This is a genomic window from Thioalkalivibrio sp. ALMg11 (assembly GCF_000377905.1).
Lineage (GTDB): Bacteria > Pseudomonadota > Gammaproteobacteria > Ectothiorhodospirales > Ectothiorhodospiraceae > Thioalkalivibrio.
Window position 1 is genome coordinate 410,905 of the sequence record NZ_KB898871.1, and the last position, 14,999, is coordinate 425,903.

Genomic DNA, 14,999 nt, shown 5'->3' on the forward strand with positions numbered 1-14,999 from the left:
ATCCGGTGACGTCGGCGCATGACCGGAGTCGCTGAAGCGCAGCGTTCCCCGAACCGCGACTGGCGCGCGGCCCTCGCGGTCTACCGCCACCCGCGGGTCATCGGGATGTTGTTCCTCGGCTTTGCCGCAGGGCTGCCGCTGCTGCTGACCGGCGGGACCTTCACCGCCTGGCTGCGCGACCTCGGGGTGGAGCTGGCCTCCATCGGCTTCCTGTCCTGGGTCGGGATGGCCTACAGCATCAAGGTGTTCTGGGCGCCGGTGGTCGACCGCCTGGCCCTGCCGATCCTGACCCGGGTATTCGGGCGCCGCCGCGCGTGGATGCTGTTCGCCCAGGCCGTGATCATCCTCGGGCTGGTCGGGATCGCCCTGACCGACCCGGTCGAACAGCTCTGGCTGGTTGCGGTCCTGGCCGTGCTCACCGCCTTCGGTGCCGCCACCCAGGACATCGCCATCGATGCCTACCGCATCGAGGCCGTCAGCCAGGAGCGCCAGGGCGCCATGGCGGCGGCCTACGTGTTCGGTTATCGCGTCGCGCTGCTGACGGCGGGGGCCGGGGCGCTGCACATCGCCGCCGTGGGTAGCTGGAGCCTGTCCTATGCCGCCATGGCTGCGTTGATGCTGGTAGGCGTCGTCTGCACGTTGATCGTGCGTGAACCCGAGGTCGCGAGGCGCGATTCCGCCACGGCCCGGCTCGAGGACCGCGTGGTCCACTACCTCGACAGCACCGCGGATACCGGCTGGTGGCGGGATCTCAAGGCCTGGCTTATCGGCGCGGTGGTCTGCCCCTTTGTCGAGTTCTGGCAGCGTTTTGGCCGGATCGCCCTGATCGTTATTGCATTCATCGCGGTCTTTCGCATCAGCGACATCTTCATGGGCGTGATGGCCAACCCGTTCTATCTGGACATCGGCTTCACCAAGGAAGAGATTGCCAATATCGCCGCCGCCTTCGGCCTGGCCATGACCCTGACTGGCGCGGCCCTGGGCGGACTGCTGGTGGTGCGCTTCGGTATCATGCGCATGCTGATCGCGACCGCGATCCTGGCACCGCTGACCAACCTCACCTTCTCCTGGCTGGCGACCGTCGGTCCCGAGACCTACGGCCTGGTGTTCGCGATCATGGCCGACAACCTCTCCGGCGGCATGGCGATCTCGGTGTTCATCGCCTATCTCTCCAGCCTGACCAACAGCGCCTACACCGCCACCCAGTACGCCCTGTTCAGCTCCATCATGACCCTGCCGGGGCAATTCCTCGCCGGCTTCACCGGCGTGCTCGCCGAGCACATTGGCTGGGTCTGGTTTTTCGCCAGCTCGGCCCTGATCGGCATCCCCACCATCCTGCTGGCCTTCGCCTTGATGCGCTGGGCCAACCCCGACCGAATGCCCCAGCCGGGCCGTCCGGACACCTCGCCCCCGCCGGTCCGCGACTAGCCGTCGGAACCCCTTCGGCTTCCTGCAGACACAAAAAAGCCCGCACCGAGAGGTGCGGGCTAGTATTCCCTTCCGGGTAGCGCGCGATCAGAAGCTGTAATGCATCCCGACCATGAATACGTTGTTGCTGCCGTCGCCGGGACCAAAGCCGGCCGGATCGCTGCCCGTGTCGCGGGCCTTGAACTCCGGCACGGCGCCGGTGGATTCTTCTTCGTAGTAGTACTCGGCGAACAAGGTCAGGCCATCCATCCAGTTGAACGCATAGCCCAAGTGGTAAATGTTTTCGCCGTAGTTGTCCACGTTGGCGTACGTACCATGGAAGGTGTGCTGACCCATGGTGTAGGCCGCATAGATGTTGGCGGCCACATCGCCGTCGTCACCAAAGGCGGCAGCGTCCTGATCGCTCTGGATGTACTCAACTTTGGCGGCGAGGGAAAGCGGACCCATGCTGTGCATTGCGGACAGGCCCCAGATGCGAGTGTTGTCCGCACCATCAAGATCGTCCACCCCGACGGATAGAGTCGTGTCACCCATGGTGTAGGACCCGGTCATCTGGTAGCGGTCATCGCCATCGGCACCGGAGTTAGCGCTGTACGCGCCGGCGAACGAAAAGCCGTCAAAATCCGGCGAGTAGTACATGACGCTGTCGCTTTCGCGGAAGGTGGTGTAGGTCGCGAATCCGCTCTGGTAGGAGTAGAACATGTCCACCGGGAAGGCGATCGCGTTGTAATAGGGCATCCAGTCGCGACCGTACGCGACGGTCCCGAATGCTCCGTCCAGCCCAATCTTTCCGATACGAATATCTTCGTTTTCACCGTTGAAGGGGTCCTGGATCTTTCCGTTGGCCAGATCGATCGGGACTTCCAGCTGCGCGAAGGCATTCACGTCTTCGTTGATTTCGTAGTTGGCATTGAAGCCCATGCGCGAGTACGCATCACGGAAACCGTCGTAGCTGTCGGCGCCTTTCGGGTCTGCGGCTTCGTACTGCAGGCGCAGGGAGCCATAGAAATCAAATTCCACGCCGCCTGCGCCTTCCTGCTGTGCGAAAGCGGCGTTCGGGCCCAGGAACAGGGCGAGGGCGACGGCACCGGAAAGGGGTGCCAGGGTCCAGCTCATCGTCTTCTTCATTGCGATCCTCTCTGGTCGGGCGGTTCGGGTGTCGCCAGAGGCCTTCCTGGGCGGACACGGGGGGTGTCTCTTTATTTTGATCAGTCCAGGGACTGCTTATAAGCAGTTTCTAATGCGTTGTAAATAGGATACGTGAGCCTAGCCTACTGTGGTGTGACCACGACACTCGCTCCGTGTTCCCGCTTGCAACCGCCAGGCTTCGAGGTATTTCGATCGCACGACTCCGGGCCGGCCGGAGCTGGGTTTCTTCCAGCGGGCGGCTCGCCAACCCATCCATTTAGTGCGCGGGGAGCGATTTCGCCAGCCCGTGGCACCGCAGGCGCAAGTTGCAATAAAACTATTTTTGTACAAAAATAAATAGACGAATGATTTGACTGCGAGAAGTGTTGATGACATCCACCCAAGCCGTGTCCCGCGCACCCGAAGACGAATCTGGCGCCGCTGCCGGTACGAATGCCGAGCCGGATGTCGCGCGTTCGGTGATCCGCCAGCTGCGCGTGATCATTCGCGCCCTGCAGGGGCATTCGCGGACGGTGGAGCGTGCCTGCGGCATCAGCGCCTCGCAGTTGTGGGCGTTGTGGGAGTTGCAGCGCACGCCGGGGCTGAACGTCAGTGACCTGTCGCGCCGGCTCTCGGTACACGCTTCCACTACGTCCAACCTGCTGGACAAGCTGGAACATCGCGGTCTGATCGAGCGCCGGCGCCCGGAGAAGGACCAGCGCATCGTCCGGCTTTATGTCACCGATGCGGGACTGGAACTGCTGGAGAGGGCGCCGGCCGCTCCGCAGGGCGAACTGAACCGCGCCCTGCAGTCGTTGCCGAAGGGGCGTCTCGTGGAACTGGACCAGGGCCTGGACCTGCTGGTCGAGGCGATGAACACCACCGAGCCCAAGGCCGGGCTGCAGCCGTTCGACGGCAAGGCCTGAAACGTCTGACGCGGAGGCCCTGATGCGATTCTTTCGCGCGCTGCTGCCGTTTCTTCTCTGCCTTCCGCTGGCGGCGGGGGCGCAGCCCACGTTTGACGCGCCACCCGAGCGCTCAACGGATGGCGGCTTCACCCTGGCCTGGGAGGCGGATGCCCCCGTTGTGCTGGAACAGGCCTCGGGCCCCGACCACGCGAATGCGCGCATCCTCTACGAGGGCGGCGATACCAGCACCGTCATCAGCGGCCTGCCCGATGGTGACTACCGCTTTCGTTTGCGCGCCGCGGATGCCGACGCCGAACAGTGGGCCGACCAGGCCACGGTGACGGTGAAGCATCACAGCCTGGCCCGTGCCTTCGGCTTTTTTGCCGTGGGCGCGGTCGTCTTTCTGGTCCTGATCGGGGCCATCCTGCGCGGACGTCCGCGCAGCTGATTCACTTGGTCCAGCCCTGCCGATCCGTGTCGAGGTAACGTTCTCGCGTGAGCCTGGGTGGACCCGCTTTCGGAGGTATCCATGACGGATCTCAAGATCAACATGCAGCGCCTGCAGCAGGACATCAACGATCTCGCGCAGATCGGGCGCGATGCCGACCGTGGCCTGCATCGTCGCGCATTCAGCGACGGCGACCGCGCCGGGCGGGAGTGGTTTCGCGGGCGTCTGGAGGCCGCCGGCCTGGATGTCTGGCAGGACGGTGCGGCCAACCTGCACGGGCGCCTGGACTACGACGGCAAGCGGCCCGTAGTGGCCATGGGCTCGCATCTGGACACCGTGCCTGGTGGGGGGCCGCTGGACGGGGCGCTGGGGGTGCTGATCGGGCTGGAGGTGCTGCGCACCGCCAAGGAGAACGCCGTCGATCTGGCCTACCCGCTCGAGGTGATCGACTTCACCGACGAGGAAGGCCGCTTCGGCGGCATGTTCGGCTCGCAGGCCATGGCCGGAAAGCTGACCCCGGAAAGCATCACTCATGCGCGCGATCTTGAGGGCGTGACCCTGGTCGAGGCCATGGCCAACTGGGGTCTGAACGCCGATGACGCCCTGGCCGCACGGCGCGATCCGCACAGCCTGCATGCCTTCATCGAGACCCATATCGAGCAGGGCCCGGTACTGGATCGACGCGGCCTCAGTGTCGGGGTGGTCGAGGCGATCACCGGGCTGTTCAAGTGGGAAGTCCGTCTGAAGGGCCAGCCCAACCACGCCGGCACCACGCCGATGGACATGCGCATCGATCCCTTCCAGGGGCTGGCCGAATTCGGCTGCGAGATCAACCGCCTGCTGGAGGAGCACGGCAGCCCGAATTCGCGCGCCACCATCGGTCGCGTGGAGCTGGCGCCGGGTGCGGCGAATACCGTGCCGGGCACGGCGACCTTTTCCTTCGAGGTGCGCGACACCGACGAGAAGGTCCTGACTGCGCTGGCCCATGCGGCCCGCCGCACCCTGTCCAGCCTGGCGCGCCGGCGCGACCTGATGTTCGAGTTCGACGTCCTCTCCGAGATCGATCCGGTGCGCTGTGACCCCGGCGTCGTGCAGACCATCGAGGCGCAGGCCGAACGCATGGGCCTGGAGTACATCACCATGCCCAGCGGCGCGGCCCACGATACCCAGAGCATGAGCCGGATCACCCGCACCGGCATGATCTTCGTGCCGAGCTTGCAGGGGCGTAGCCATTCCGCCGCGGAATGGACAAACTGGGAAGACATCGAGACCGGCGCCAATCTGGCCCTGCAAAGTGCCCTGGCGCTGGCGGCCCGGCAATAAAACGCGACTAGAGGAACTGCCTGGAATGGCCGAAAACGACAACGTCTCCCACCTGACCGATTACGACTCCCTGGACCCGCTGCGCGAGCAGTACCAGGAGAGTCTGATCACCACGCCGGTCCTGCGTCAGGAGCTGCGGGAACACCATGTAGCGCTGTTGTGCATCGACCTGCAGTACCTGGATGCTGCGCGTGGCCACGGGGTGTTCGCGAATTCCGCCGACTCCGGCGTGCCGCTGGAGGCCCAGGAGTATTACTTCAACCGCCTGGAGCAGACGGTGCTGCCCAATGTGCGCCGCCTGCAGGATGCGTTCCGCGAGGAGGGGCTGGAGGTGATCCATACCCGCATCCGCTCCCTGACGCACGACGGTCGCGACCGCAGCCCGGGCCACAAGCGCCTGCATCTGCATGCCGCCCCCGGCTCCAAGGATGCCGAGTTCGTCGAAGAGGTGGCCCCGGTGGGGGACGAGATCGTGCTGGACAAGACCGCCAGCGGGGTCTTCAACTCCACCAACCTGCACTACATCCTGCGCAACCTGAACATCAGCGCGCTGTTCATCGTGGGTGTGTATTCCAACGAGTGCGTGTCCACCGCCGTGCGCGATGCCTGTGACCTGGGCTTTTATGTCACGCTGATGGATGACGCCACGGCCACGGTGACGCCCGAGATGCAGAAGGCCACGCTCACCACCATCAAGGATCGTTACGCCCGGGTCATGAGCACGGACGAGGCGATCCGCGAGATCAAGAAGGTGCAGGAGGCTTCGTGACCGGTCTCGACGACCCGATCCTCCCGACCTCCATTGCCTGGGGGCTGCTGGCGGCGTTCAGCGTCCTCTGGGTGGTGCTGGGCTGGTGGCTGGGTCGTCACAACAAGACCGCCGAGGACCACATGCTGGCCGGGCGCAACGTGGGCCTGGCCCTGGCCACCGCCACCGCGATGGCCACCTGGGTCACCGCCAACACAACGATGACCGCGCCGCAGCTGGCGCTGCAACTGGGCGTCTGGGGCATGCTCGGCTACTCGCTGGGTGCCCTGGGCCTGATCCTGTTCGCGCCGCTGGCGCGGCGCATCCGCGAGCTGATGCCCGCTGGCTTCACCTCCGGCGACTTCATCCGCCTGCGCTACGGCAAATTCACCTGGCGGGTGTTCCTGGTGGTGTCACTGATCTACGCCTTCGGCTGGCTGGTCTCGATGGCGATGGCCGGCGGCGTTCTGATTAATGCCCTGGCCGGAATCGACTACCGCGTGGGGATGACCGTAATCCTGACCGTCTGCGTGCTCTACACCCTGCTGGGTGGCCTGCGCGCGGTGATCGGGACCGATTTCATTCAGACCGTCATCATTATCGCGGGGGCGGCGTTCATCGCCTGGCTGACCATCGACAAGGTCGGCTTCGAGGCGATCCACTTCAACCTGATGGAAGAGCGCCCGGAGCTGCTGAACCTGCTGTTCCCGGCCGCGATCATGTTCCTGTTCAACAACCTGCTGTTCGGGGTCGGCGAGATCTTCCACTCCAATGTCTGGTGGTCGCGCGCCTTCGCCTTTGGCCGCAACGTGGGTTTCCGGGCCTACCTCTTTGGCGGCCTACTTTGGCTGCCCATCCCGATCGTGGCCGGCTTCATCGCCCTGGCCACGCCGGCGCTGGGCATCAACGTGCCCGCCGCGGACATGGTCGGGCCGCTGGTCGCCGCCGAGGTGCTGGGTCTGACCGGGGCGATCGTGGTGTTCATCGTGGTCTTCGCCGCGCTCGCCTCCAGTCTCGACTCGCTGCTGGCGGCCACCTCGGACCTGGTGACCCGCGACATCTACCGCGGCCACATCCGCCCGCATGCCAGTGAACAACACCAGTTCCGCGCGACCAAGGTGATTGTGGTGCTGCTGGGCCTCGTGACTTGGCTGGCAGCGAGCTACCGTGGCGAGTTGCCGATCGTTGGCTCGCTGGCCGAACTTTTGTACTTCACCGGCGCCTTCGTGGCCTCCGCGATCTGGCCGATCGTCGCCGGGCTGTACTGGCAGCGGGCGAACCCGCAGGGTGCGGCCTGGTCGATGATACTGGGGTCCGGCATTGGCCTGGCCAGCTACTTCCTGATCGGATTCTATGTGGCCGCGCTGGTCGGGGCCGCTGTCTCGCTGGCCGTGATGGTGCTGAGTACCTGGCTGATGCCGCGGCCGTTCGACTGGGGCCGTCTGGCCCGTCCTGACGGGGAGGTTCCGGCATGACGATCTCCACTACAGCCCTGTCCGTGATCGTGATCATCGCCACCCTGGTGGCAACCCTGACCCCGATCCTGCTGATTGCTTTGTTTATCCGCGACTGGAAAAAAGGATGCCTCTGGTGAACTACACCGAAGATCCCCTGCACGTGCTCCATCCGAAAGACGGCGCCGCCGGTACCGACCGGCCGAAGGCGTTGCTGGACGCGGTGGAGGAAGACCCCGACCCGCTGCTCAAACTGGCGGCCTCGCATGTAGTCTCCAGCCAGCAGTTCTCGCGCGACGAGCTGCTGCAGCTGTTCCGCCTGGCGGCGCAGTACGAGACCACGCCGGCGCTGATGCACCTGCCACTGGCGGGCAAGATCCTGATCAGCGCGTTCTACGAGCCGTCCACGCGCACGCGGCTGTCGTTCGAGAGCGCCTGGCATCGCCTGGGCGGGTCGGTGATGTCGATCACCGACCCCAAGAGTACCGGGATCGCCAAGGGCGAATCGCTGGCGGACATCGCCGAGATGTTCAACAACTACGGCGATGTACTGGTGCTGCGCTCCTCGGACGGCGAGGCCGCGCACAACATGCTGGAGAACCTGCGCATCCCGCTGGTGAACGCCGGCAACGGCATCGACGAGCACCCGACCCAGGCGCTGGCGGACGTCTACGCCATGGCCAAGTGGCGCCCCGAGTTGTTCACCGGCGAGGTGCCCCCGGAAAAGCGCATTAAGGTCGGGATCATCGGGGTTCCCTCGCGCATGCGCACGGTGCGCTCTCTGCTGCGCATGCTGAGCCTTTTCCCTCAGGCGATCGAGGAGGTTGTGCTCGTCTCGCACGAGGACGAGAACTTCGATCCGGGCCAGCGTGAGGAACTGGAAGAGGCCGGGATCTCGCTGCGCGTGGTGCGCGACCTGGACCCGGTGCTGCCGGATCTGGATGTCGTGTACATCAACGCGATCGCCTGGGTGGGCGACACCTTCGAATCCATGGGTGACGGTCTGAAGCTGGATCGGAACTCACCGCTGAAGGAGGGTGCGATCATCCTGCACCCACTGGCGCGGGGCGAGGAGTTGTCTACCGACCTCGATGCCACCCCGCACAACTGGTACTTCGCCCAGGCTCGCGGGGCCGTGTTCGTGCGCATGGCGCTGCTGACAACGGTGGTGCGCCGCATCAGCGCGGTGATGGACACCCCGGACGGCTGACGCGACCTTTTAACTGAACCGCGAGTGGCGTGGCGCGCCGGGCATGCCCTGCCCGCGCCCCGCTCGCACCAAGGAATCGACCCAAGGAGACATGCCATGTGCGGCATCGCAGGAATCTTTAACGCCGACCCGACTCGCAAGGTCGACCCGCAAACCCTGGTCAACATGGCTGCGATCCAGTACCACCGCGGCCCCGACGGCTTCGGCTACCGCACCCAGGATGACCGCGGGGTGGGTTTTTCCCATGCGCGCTTGTCGATTATCGACCTGGACGAGAACCGTGGTCGTCAGCCGTTCTGCATGGACAATGGCGAGATCATGACCGCGGTCAACGGCGAGCTGTACGACTACAAGCGCATCCGCACGGATCTCACCTCGCGCGGGGTCAAGTTCCACACCAAAAGCGACTCCGAGATGGTCATGCACCTGTACCAGCGCGAGGGCCTGGAAGAGGCGATCCGGCATTTTCGCGGGGAGTTCGCGATCTCCCTGTACGATCGCAAGCACGATCGGCTGGTCCTGATCCGCGACCGCTTCGGCATCAAGCCGCTGTACTTCACCGAGGCCAACGGCAGCTTCGTGTTCGGCTCCGAGCTGAAGGTACTGTTCGCCAACCCCGACGTGCCGCGCCAGTTCTCCGATGAAGGCCTCTACCACCAGCTGATGCAGACCATGGTGCCCGGCACCACCGCGTTCGAGGGCATCCAGCAGGTGAAGCCCGGCCATATGGTGATCGTCGAGCGCGCCCACGGGAAGCTGAAGATCCGTCAGGAAAAGTACTGGGACATGGACTTCCCGCTGGCCTCCGAACGCCCGCCCGAGAGCGAGACCGACGAGGAATACTGGATCGAGGGCGTGCGCGACCAGCTGATGGAGGCGGTGCAGTTGCGCCTCGAGGCTGATGTCCCGGTCGCCTGCTATCTCTCCGGCGGGATCGACTCCTGCATCACCCTGGGGCTGGCCTCGGCCAGCCAGCAGTCGCCGGTCAAGGCCTTCACCATCGGCTTCGACAATTCGGATTACGACGAGACCGCGATCGCCCGCGAGATGGCCGAGAGCGTGGGCGCCGACCAGGACATCATGACCCTGGATGCCAATCACCTCTATGACAACTTCGAAGAGGCCCTCTGGCACGCCGAGCGCACCATCTACAACACCCTCGGTGTCGCCAAACTGCTGATGAGCCGCCACGTGAACAAGGCCGGCTACAAGGTCGTGGTCACCGGCGAGGGCTCGGACGAGCTGTTCGGCGGCTATCCGGCCTTCCGCCGCGACATGTTCCTGCACGGCCTGGACACCCTGCCGGAGGCCGACCGCCAGGCCTGGCAGCAGATGCTGAACGAGTCCAACGAGCTGGTCTCCGGTGCGATGCTGGCCGAGGACGAGGTCAACGACCCCGATTTCACGAAGATGATGGGCTTCACCCCGTCCTGCCTGCAGCCGTGGCTGGCCGCGGCCGACCACGTTCCGGGCCTGCTGCATCCGAAGCGTCGCGAGCGCATGCAGGACTACAAGCCGGGCAAGGCCATTGCCAATGCCCTGGACGACGACATGCTGGAAGGCCGGCATCCGCTGGACAAGGCCCAGTACGTCTGGATCAAGACCATGCTGGAGGGCCAGATCCTGACCTGGGGCGGCGACCGCATGGACATGGCCAACTCGATGGAGGCCCGCCCGCCGTTCCTCGATCATCACCTGGCCGAGTTCGCCGCCCACCTGCCGCCGACCATGCGCATCAAGGGCTCAACCGAGAAGTACGTGCTGCGCGAATCGATGAAGGGCCTGTTGCCGAAGGTGCTCTACGAGCGCGAGAAGTTCGCCTTCATGGCGCCGCCCGCGCACACCGACCCGGTCAAGTGGGCGGCGATGAAGGCCCTGGCCGATCGCTACCTGTCCCCGGAGAAGGTCGCCGAGGCCGGGCTGCTGGACCCGGAGGGCGTGCGTCAGGTGTTCGAGCTGCACGAGTCCGAGGACACGCCGGCCGCCACTCAGGTTCAGCTGGACGCGGTGATCAACCACATGATCGGGGTCCAGGTGCTGCACGACAAGTTCGTCGCCACCGACATCCCGGCGCTGGCGCGGCAGAAGGCCGAGGAGTTCGGCTGGCACGCCTGATCACGGGCGCAAGGCTCGAGTGATACAGAAGGCCCCGCGGCTCTTGGTCCGCGGGGCCTTTTCGTTCTTGCCGGCAGGGACAGGCGTGGTCTCGAGAGGGGATGACGCTCGCTGCCCGGCGTTCTTCCGGCGCGCGGGTGGCGCCATCACCCGTTGCCCGCCGTGCACGGGTCGCCCGCGACAGCCACAAAAAAGCCGCCCGCGGCCAGGGGCCGGGGGCGGCTGATGGCTTCGCGGCCCCGAAGGGCCGGAAGCGGGTGCCTTACAGGCTGTAGTACATGTCGAACTCGATCGGATGGGTGGTCATGCGCATCTGCGTGACGTCTTCCATCTTCAGGTCGATGTAGGCATCGATCATGTCGTCGGTGAACACGCCACCCTGGGTCAGGTATTCGCGATCCTGGTTCAGGGCTTCCAGCGCCTGGTCCAGCGAATGGCAGACCTGCGGGATGCCCTTCTCTTCTTCCGGCGGCAGGTCGTAGAGGTTCTTGTCCATCGCATCGCCCGGGTGGATCTTGTTCTGGATGCCATCCAGGCCGGCCATCAGCATCGCCGCGAACGCGAGATACGGGTTGGCGGTGGAGTCCGGGAAGCGGAGCTCGACGCGACGGCCCTTCGGGTTCATCACGAACGGGATACGCAGCGAGGCGGAACGGTTGCGCGCGGAGTAGGCCAGCATGACCGGCGCCTCGAAGCCCGGCACCAGACGCTTGTAGCTGTTGGTGGACGGGTTGGTGAAGGCATTCAGCGAGCGGGCGTGCTTGATGATCCCGCCGATGTAGTACAGCGCGGTCTCGGACAGGCCGCCGTACAGGTCACCGGAGAACAGGTTCTTGCCGTCCTTGGACAGCGACTGGTGCACATGCATGCCGGAACCGTTGTCACCAACGATCGGCTTGGGCATGAAGGTCGCGGTCTTGCCGTGGACGTGGGCCACGTTCTGGATCACGTACTTGAGGATCTGCACCTCGTCGGCCTTCTGCGTCAGGGTCGCGGGACCCACGCCGATCTCGCACTGGCCGGCGGTCGCCACCTCGTGGTGGTGCACCTCGGTCTCCAGGCCCATCTCGGTCATCACTTCGCACATGGTGGAGCGAATGTCGTGCAGGCTGTCGACCGGCGGGACCGGGAAGTAGCCGCCCTTCACGCCCGGGCGGTGACCGATGTTGCCGTCCTCGTAGACGCGCTCGGAGTTCCAGGAGGCCTCCTGGGAATCCACGCGGCAGTAGGAGCCGGACAGGGTGGTGCCCCACTTCACATCGTCAAAGATGAAGAACTCGTTCTCCGGGCCGAACAGCGCGGTGTCGGCGATGCCGGTGCTCTGCAGGTAGGCCTCGGCGCGGCGCGCCAGGGAGCGCGGGCAGCGATCGTAGCCCTGCATGGTGGCCGGCTCGACCACGTCGCAGCGGATGTTCATGGTCATGTCTTCGAAGAACGGATCGAGGACGGCCGATTCGGCATCAGGCATCAGGATCATGTCGGACTCGTTGATCCCCTTCCAGCCGGAGATCGAGGAGCCATCGAACATCTTGCCTTCCTCGAAGGTATCTTCCTTGATTTCGTGGGCCGGCACGGTCACATGCTGTTCCTTGCCCTTGGAGTCGGTAAAACGGAAGTCGATGAAGCGAACTTCCTTTTCCTTGATCTGGTTCAGCACGTCGGCTGCGGACATGGGGATCTCCTTGGTCTTTACTTGGGTATTCAAAGGTGGCCGGCCGGCTCGTCGGGCCTTGCGCGGCGTCGCGGTTCATTATGCAGGCATCATGCCATCCGGTCCTGTTTGGCCCGGGCGCGCGAAAAACGGGCACCTGGGGCACCCCGCCGCGTCCTGATTGCACTAATGTGGTGCTTTATTTGCACAAGTTTCGTGCGCACCCTGGTGGCGCGCACCTAATGAGTGCAGGGGCGATAGAGTAGCGTGACATCGCCCAGCATGTCGCCTACCCCGGGATGGCGGTGCAGCCGGTCGGCCAGGGCCTGGGCGCGGGCCTCGAGGTCAGCGGGTGTGGTTGCCCCGTCAAGGCGCAGGGTCAGCGTCATGTGCACCCGCCCGCCGAGATAATGCAGCGACAGGTGCTCCACCGCCTCCAGCTCCGGGGTGTCGGCCCAGGCCTCGCGCAGGGCCTCCACCAGTGTCGGGCGCAGTGGCAGCGTGGAGCTCCGGGCCTGGTCCGCGTCATTCTCCGGGTCCACGTGCACGGTGATGTCGTTCACCCGGTCATGGTCGTCGGTCACAGCGTGGAACACCGCATCGGCGATCCGGTGACCCTCGGAGACCGAGATCATCGGCGCGACCTGGATATGCACGTCCACGACCACCTCGCTGCCGTGGCGGCGGGTGCGCAGCATGTGCGCATCCTTGACCCCGGGCACATCCAGGATTGTTCGATGGATGCGCTCGACCTTCTCCGGCTCCAGGGCCGTGTCGATCAGCTCCGCCGCGCTACGCACGATCAGGCGCCCGGCGACATGCAGGATGAACAGCGCCACGATCAGCGCCGCCAAAGCGTCCGCCCACGGGAAGCCGGCGACCGCCGCGGCCACCCCGACCAGTACGAATAGAGACGAGATCGCGTCCGTGCGGTGGTGCCAGGCATTGGCATCCAGCATCCGCGAGTGCAGGCGCTTCGCCACCCGGTGGGTGTACTGGTACAGGCTTTCCTTGGCCACCAGGGTCAGCAGGGCAAAGGCGATCGCCATGTTCGCGGGGCCGGTCATGGCCTCGGGCTCGACCAGGCGGTTGCCGGCGGCCCAGGCAATTGCCAGGCCCGCGAGCGCCAGAAAGACCCCGACGATCACCGTCGCCAGGGTTTCGATCCGCGCGTGACCGTAGGGATGTTCCTGATCGGGTGAGGCGGCGGCCTTGCTGGCGGCGAACAGCACCACGCCGTCGGTGATCAGGTCCGACAGGGTGTGCACGCCGTCCGCCACCAGGGCCTGGGAGTTGAGCAGCCAGCCACTGACCAGCTGCGCCACGGCGAGGAAGCTGTTCACGGTCGCGCCCACCAGTGTGACCCGGCGGGTATCGCGATAGCGCTGGCTGTTCTCCGGCGTGACCGAAGGCCCGGAATTGGCGAGGGGGTCGCTCAGGGCCGCTCTCCCGAACAGAATCAAGGCCCCAGTATGGGCGCGCTTCGGCTGCATGCAAAACGCCCGCGCCAACGCGAGCGGTGGCCGCGGCCGAAGCCGGGCCGATATACTGTCGGCTTTGCCCTGACCCGGGATCCCGCATGTCGCAAGAACGCACCCCGCCCAGCAGCAGTCCGACCTTCCAGGACCTGATCCGTCGCCTGCAGGACTACTGGAATGACCACGGCTGTGTGGTCCTGCAGCCGTACGACATGGAGATGGGCGCGGGCACCTTCCACCCGGCGACCTTCCTGCGCTCCATCGGACCGGAGCCGTGGCGTGCGGCCTATGTGCAGCCGAGCCGCCGCCCGACCGACGGGCGCTACGGCGACAACCCCAACCGTCTGCAGCACTACTACCAGTTTCAGGTCCTGCTGAAGCCCTCGCCGCCGGACATCCAGGCGCTCTACCTGGGCTCGCTGGAGGCGCTCGGGTTCGACACCCTGACCCATGACGTCCGCTTCGTGGAGGACAACTGGGAGTCCCCGACCCTCGGCGCCTGGGGGCTGGGCTGGGAGGTCTGGCTCAACGGCATGGAGGTGACCCAGTTCACCTACTTCCAGCAGGTCGGCGGGCTCGACTGTCACCCGGTCTCCGGCGAGATCACCTACGGCCTCGAGCGCCTGGCGATGTACCTGCAGGGGGTGGAAAGCGTCTACGACCTGGTCTGGACCAACGGCCCGGACGGCCGCGCGATTACCTATGGCGACGTCTACCACCAGAACGAGGTGGAGCAGTCCACCTACAACTTCGAGCACGCCGACCGCGACGCCCTGTTCGCCGCGTTCGATCAGCACGCGACCGAGAGCGATCGCATGATCGAGCTGGGCCTGCCATTGCCGGCCTACGAGCAGATGCTGCGCGCCTCGCACAGTTTCAACCTGCTGGATGCGCGCGGCGCGATCTCGGTCACCGAGCGGCAGCGCTACATCCTGCGCGTGCGTGAGCTGTCGCGGAACGTCGCCCGGAAGTATTACGACTCGCGCGAGGCCCTGGGCTTCCCGCTGTGTGCCGACGACGACGCGAACAAGCCCGACGCCGCCTGAATCCCGCAATCCCGCGCCGGCCGGCCCCCCATGGGTCGCGTGGCGCGTACTGGACCCAACCT

The 14,999-nt window shown here is 65.4% G+C and carries 13 protein-coding genes; 10 read left to right on the forward strand and 3 right to left on the reverse strand.

Annotated features, from left to right (window positions below):
• Positions 1 to 18 precede the first annotated feature (18 nt).
• Entirely contained in the window at positions 19 to 1,428 is a 1,410-nt protein-coding gene (locus D578_RS0101995; RefSeq protein WP_018948340.1) for an AmpG family muropeptide MFS transporter, read from the forward strand.
• 87 nt (positions 1,429 to 1,515) lie between these two features.
• Here D578_RS0101995 and D578_RS0102000 read toward each other — a convergent pair whose 3' ends face one another.
• Positions 1,516 to 2,556, reverse strand: coding sequence for a porin (locus D578_RS0102000; RefSeq protein ID WP_018948341.1), 1,041 nt, complete (start codon positions 2,554 to 2,556; stop codon positions 1,516 to 1,518).
• 389 nt (positions 2,557 to 2,945) lie between these two features.
• Between D578_RS0102000 and D578_RS0102005 the strand changes: the two genes are divergently transcribed.
• From D578_RS0102005 to asnB, 8 genes are all read left to right on the forward strand, one after another.
• Entirely contained in the window at positions 2,946 to 3,482 is a 537-nt protein-coding gene (locus D578_RS0102005; protein WP_018948342.1) for a MarR family winged helix-turn-helix transcriptional regulator, read from the forward strand.
• Positions 3,483 to 3,504: 22 nt separating this feature from the next.
• Complete coding sequence (locus tag D578_RS0102010) at positions 3,505 to 3,912, forward strand: hypothetical protein (RefSeq protein WP_018948343.1); 408 nt, start codon at positions 3,505 to 3,507, stop codon at positions 3,910 to 3,912.
• Between the two features lie 81 nt (positions 3,913 to 3,993).
• Positions 3,994 to 5,235 (forward strand): Zn-dependent hydrolase, encoded by a 1,242-nt coding sequence (locus tag D578_RS0102015; protein WP_018948344.1) that lies wholly within the window; start codon positions 3,994 to 3,996, stop codon positions 5,233 to 5,235.
• 25 nt (positions 5,236 to 5,260) lie between these two features.
• Complete coding sequence (locus D578_RS0102020) at positions 5,261 to 6,004, forward strand: cysteine hydrolase family protein (protein ID WP_018948345.1); 744 nt, start codon at positions 5,261 to 5,263, stop codon at positions 6,002 to 6,004.
• Entirely contained in the window at positions 6,001 to 7,458 is a 1,458-nt protein-coding gene (locus D578_RS0102025; RefSeq protein ID WP_018948346.1) for a sodium:solute symporter family protein, read from the forward strand. Before D578_RS0102020 ends, D578_RS0102025 begins: the two co-directional genes overlap by 4 nt.
• The gene (locus tag D578_RS16245) at positions 7,455 to 7,577 is read left to right on the forward strand and encodes a hypothetical protein (RefSeq protein ID WP_018948347.1); all 123 of its coding nucleotides are present in this window, start codon (positions 7,455 to 7,457) and stop codon (positions 7,575 to 7,577) included. The genes D578_RS0102025 and D578_RS16245 overlap by 4 nt, the downstream gene beginning before the upstream one ends.
• On the forward strand, positions 7,565 to 8,647 hold the full coding sequence (locus D578_RS0102035) for an aspartate carbamoyltransferase (protein WP_026289124.1): 1,083 nt from the start codon (positions 7,565 to 7,567) through the stop codon (positions 8,645 to 8,647). Before D578_RS16245 ends, D578_RS0102035 begins: the two co-directional genes overlap by 13 nt.
• A gap of 96 nt (positions 8,648 to 8,743) precedes the next feature.
• Positions 8,744 to 10,762 (forward strand): asparagine synthase (glutamine-hydrolyzing), encoded by a 2,019-nt coding sequence (gene asnB / locus D578_RS0102040; protein WP_018948349.1) that lies wholly within the window; start codon positions 8,744 to 8,746, stop codon positions 10,760 to 10,762.
• A 262-nt stretch (positions 10,763 to 11,024) separates the two neighbouring features.
• Here asnB and glnA read toward each other — a convergent pair whose 3' ends face one another.
• On the reverse strand, positions 11,025 to 12,434 hold the full coding sequence (gene glnA / locus D578_RS0102045) for a glutamate--ammonia ligase (RefSeq protein ID WP_018948350.1): 1,410 nt from the start codon (positions 12,432 to 12,434) through the stop codon (positions 11,025 to 11,027).
• A gap of 218 nt (positions 12,435 to 12,652) precedes the next feature.
• Positions 12,653 to 13,906 (reverse strand): cation diffusion facilitator family transporter, encoded by a 1,254-nt coding sequence (locus tag D578_RS0102050; RefSeq protein WP_018948351.1) that lies wholly within the window; start codon positions 13,904 to 13,906, stop codon positions 12,653 to 12,655.
• A gap of 86 nt (positions 13,907 to 13,992) precedes the next feature.
• Here D578_RS0102050 and glyQ point away from each other — a divergent pair, with 86 nt between their 5' ends.
• Positions 13,993 to 14,937 carry a glycine--tRNA ligase subunit alpha gene (gene glyQ / locus D578_RS0102055; RefSeq protein ID WP_018948352.1) on the forward strand — a complete coding sequence of 315 codons (945 nt, stop codon included), beginning with the start codon at positions 13,993 to 13,995 and terminating at the stop codon, positions 14,935 to 14,937.
• Positions 14,938 to 14,999 lie beyond the last annotated feature (62 nt).

Excerpts from the sequence above, each read along its gene's own strand:
- D578_RS0101995 (WP_018948340.1), top strand. The coding sequence starts at position 19 with ATGACCGGAGTCGCTGAAGCGCAGCGTTCCCCGAACCGCGACTGGCGC.
- D578_RS0102000 (WP_018948341.1), bottom strand. The coding sequence starts at position 2,556 with ATGAAGAAGACGATGAGCTGGACCCTGGCACCCCTTTCCGGTGCCGTC.
- D578_RS0102005 (WP_018948342.1), top strand. The coding sequence starts at position 2,946 with ATGACATCCACCCAAGCCGTGTCCCGCGCACCCGAAGACGAATCTGGC.
- D578_RS0102010 (WP_018948343.1), top strand. The coding sequence starts at position 3,505 with ATGCGATTCTTTCGCGCGCTGCTGCCGTTTCTTCTCTGCCTTCCGCTG.
- D578_RS0102015 (WP_018948344.1), top strand. The coding sequence starts at position 3,994 with ATGACGGATCTCAAGATCAACATGCAGCGCCTGCAGCAGGACATCAAC.
- D578_RS0102020 (WP_018948345.1), top strand. The coding sequence starts at position 5,261 with ATGGCCGAAAACGACAACGTCTCCCACCTGACCGATTACGACTCCCTG.
- D578_RS16245 (WP_018948347.1), top strand. The coding sequence starts at position 7,455 with ATGACGATCTCCACTACAGCCCTGTCCGTGATCGTGATCATCGCCACC.
- D578_RS0102035 (WP_026289124.1), top strand. The coding sequence starts at position 7,565 with ATGCCTCTGGTGAACTACACCGAAGATCCCCTGCACGTGCTCCATCCG.
- asnB (WP_018948349.1), top strand. The coding sequence starts at position 8,744 with ATGTGCGGCATCGCAGGAATCTTTAACGCCGACCCGACTCGCAAGGTC.
- glnA (WP_018948350.1), bottom strand. The coding sequence starts at position 12,434 with ATGTCCGCAGCCGACGTGCTGAACCAGATCAAGGAAAAGGAAGTTCGC.
- D578_RS0102050 (WP_018948351.1), bottom strand. The coding sequence starts at position 13,906 with ATGCAGCCGAAGCGCGCCCATACTGGGGCCTTGATTCTGTTCGGGAGA.
- glyQ (WP_018948352.1), top strand. The coding sequence starts at position 13,993 with ATGTCGCAAGAACGCACCCCGCCCAGCAGCAGTCCGACCTTCCAGGAC.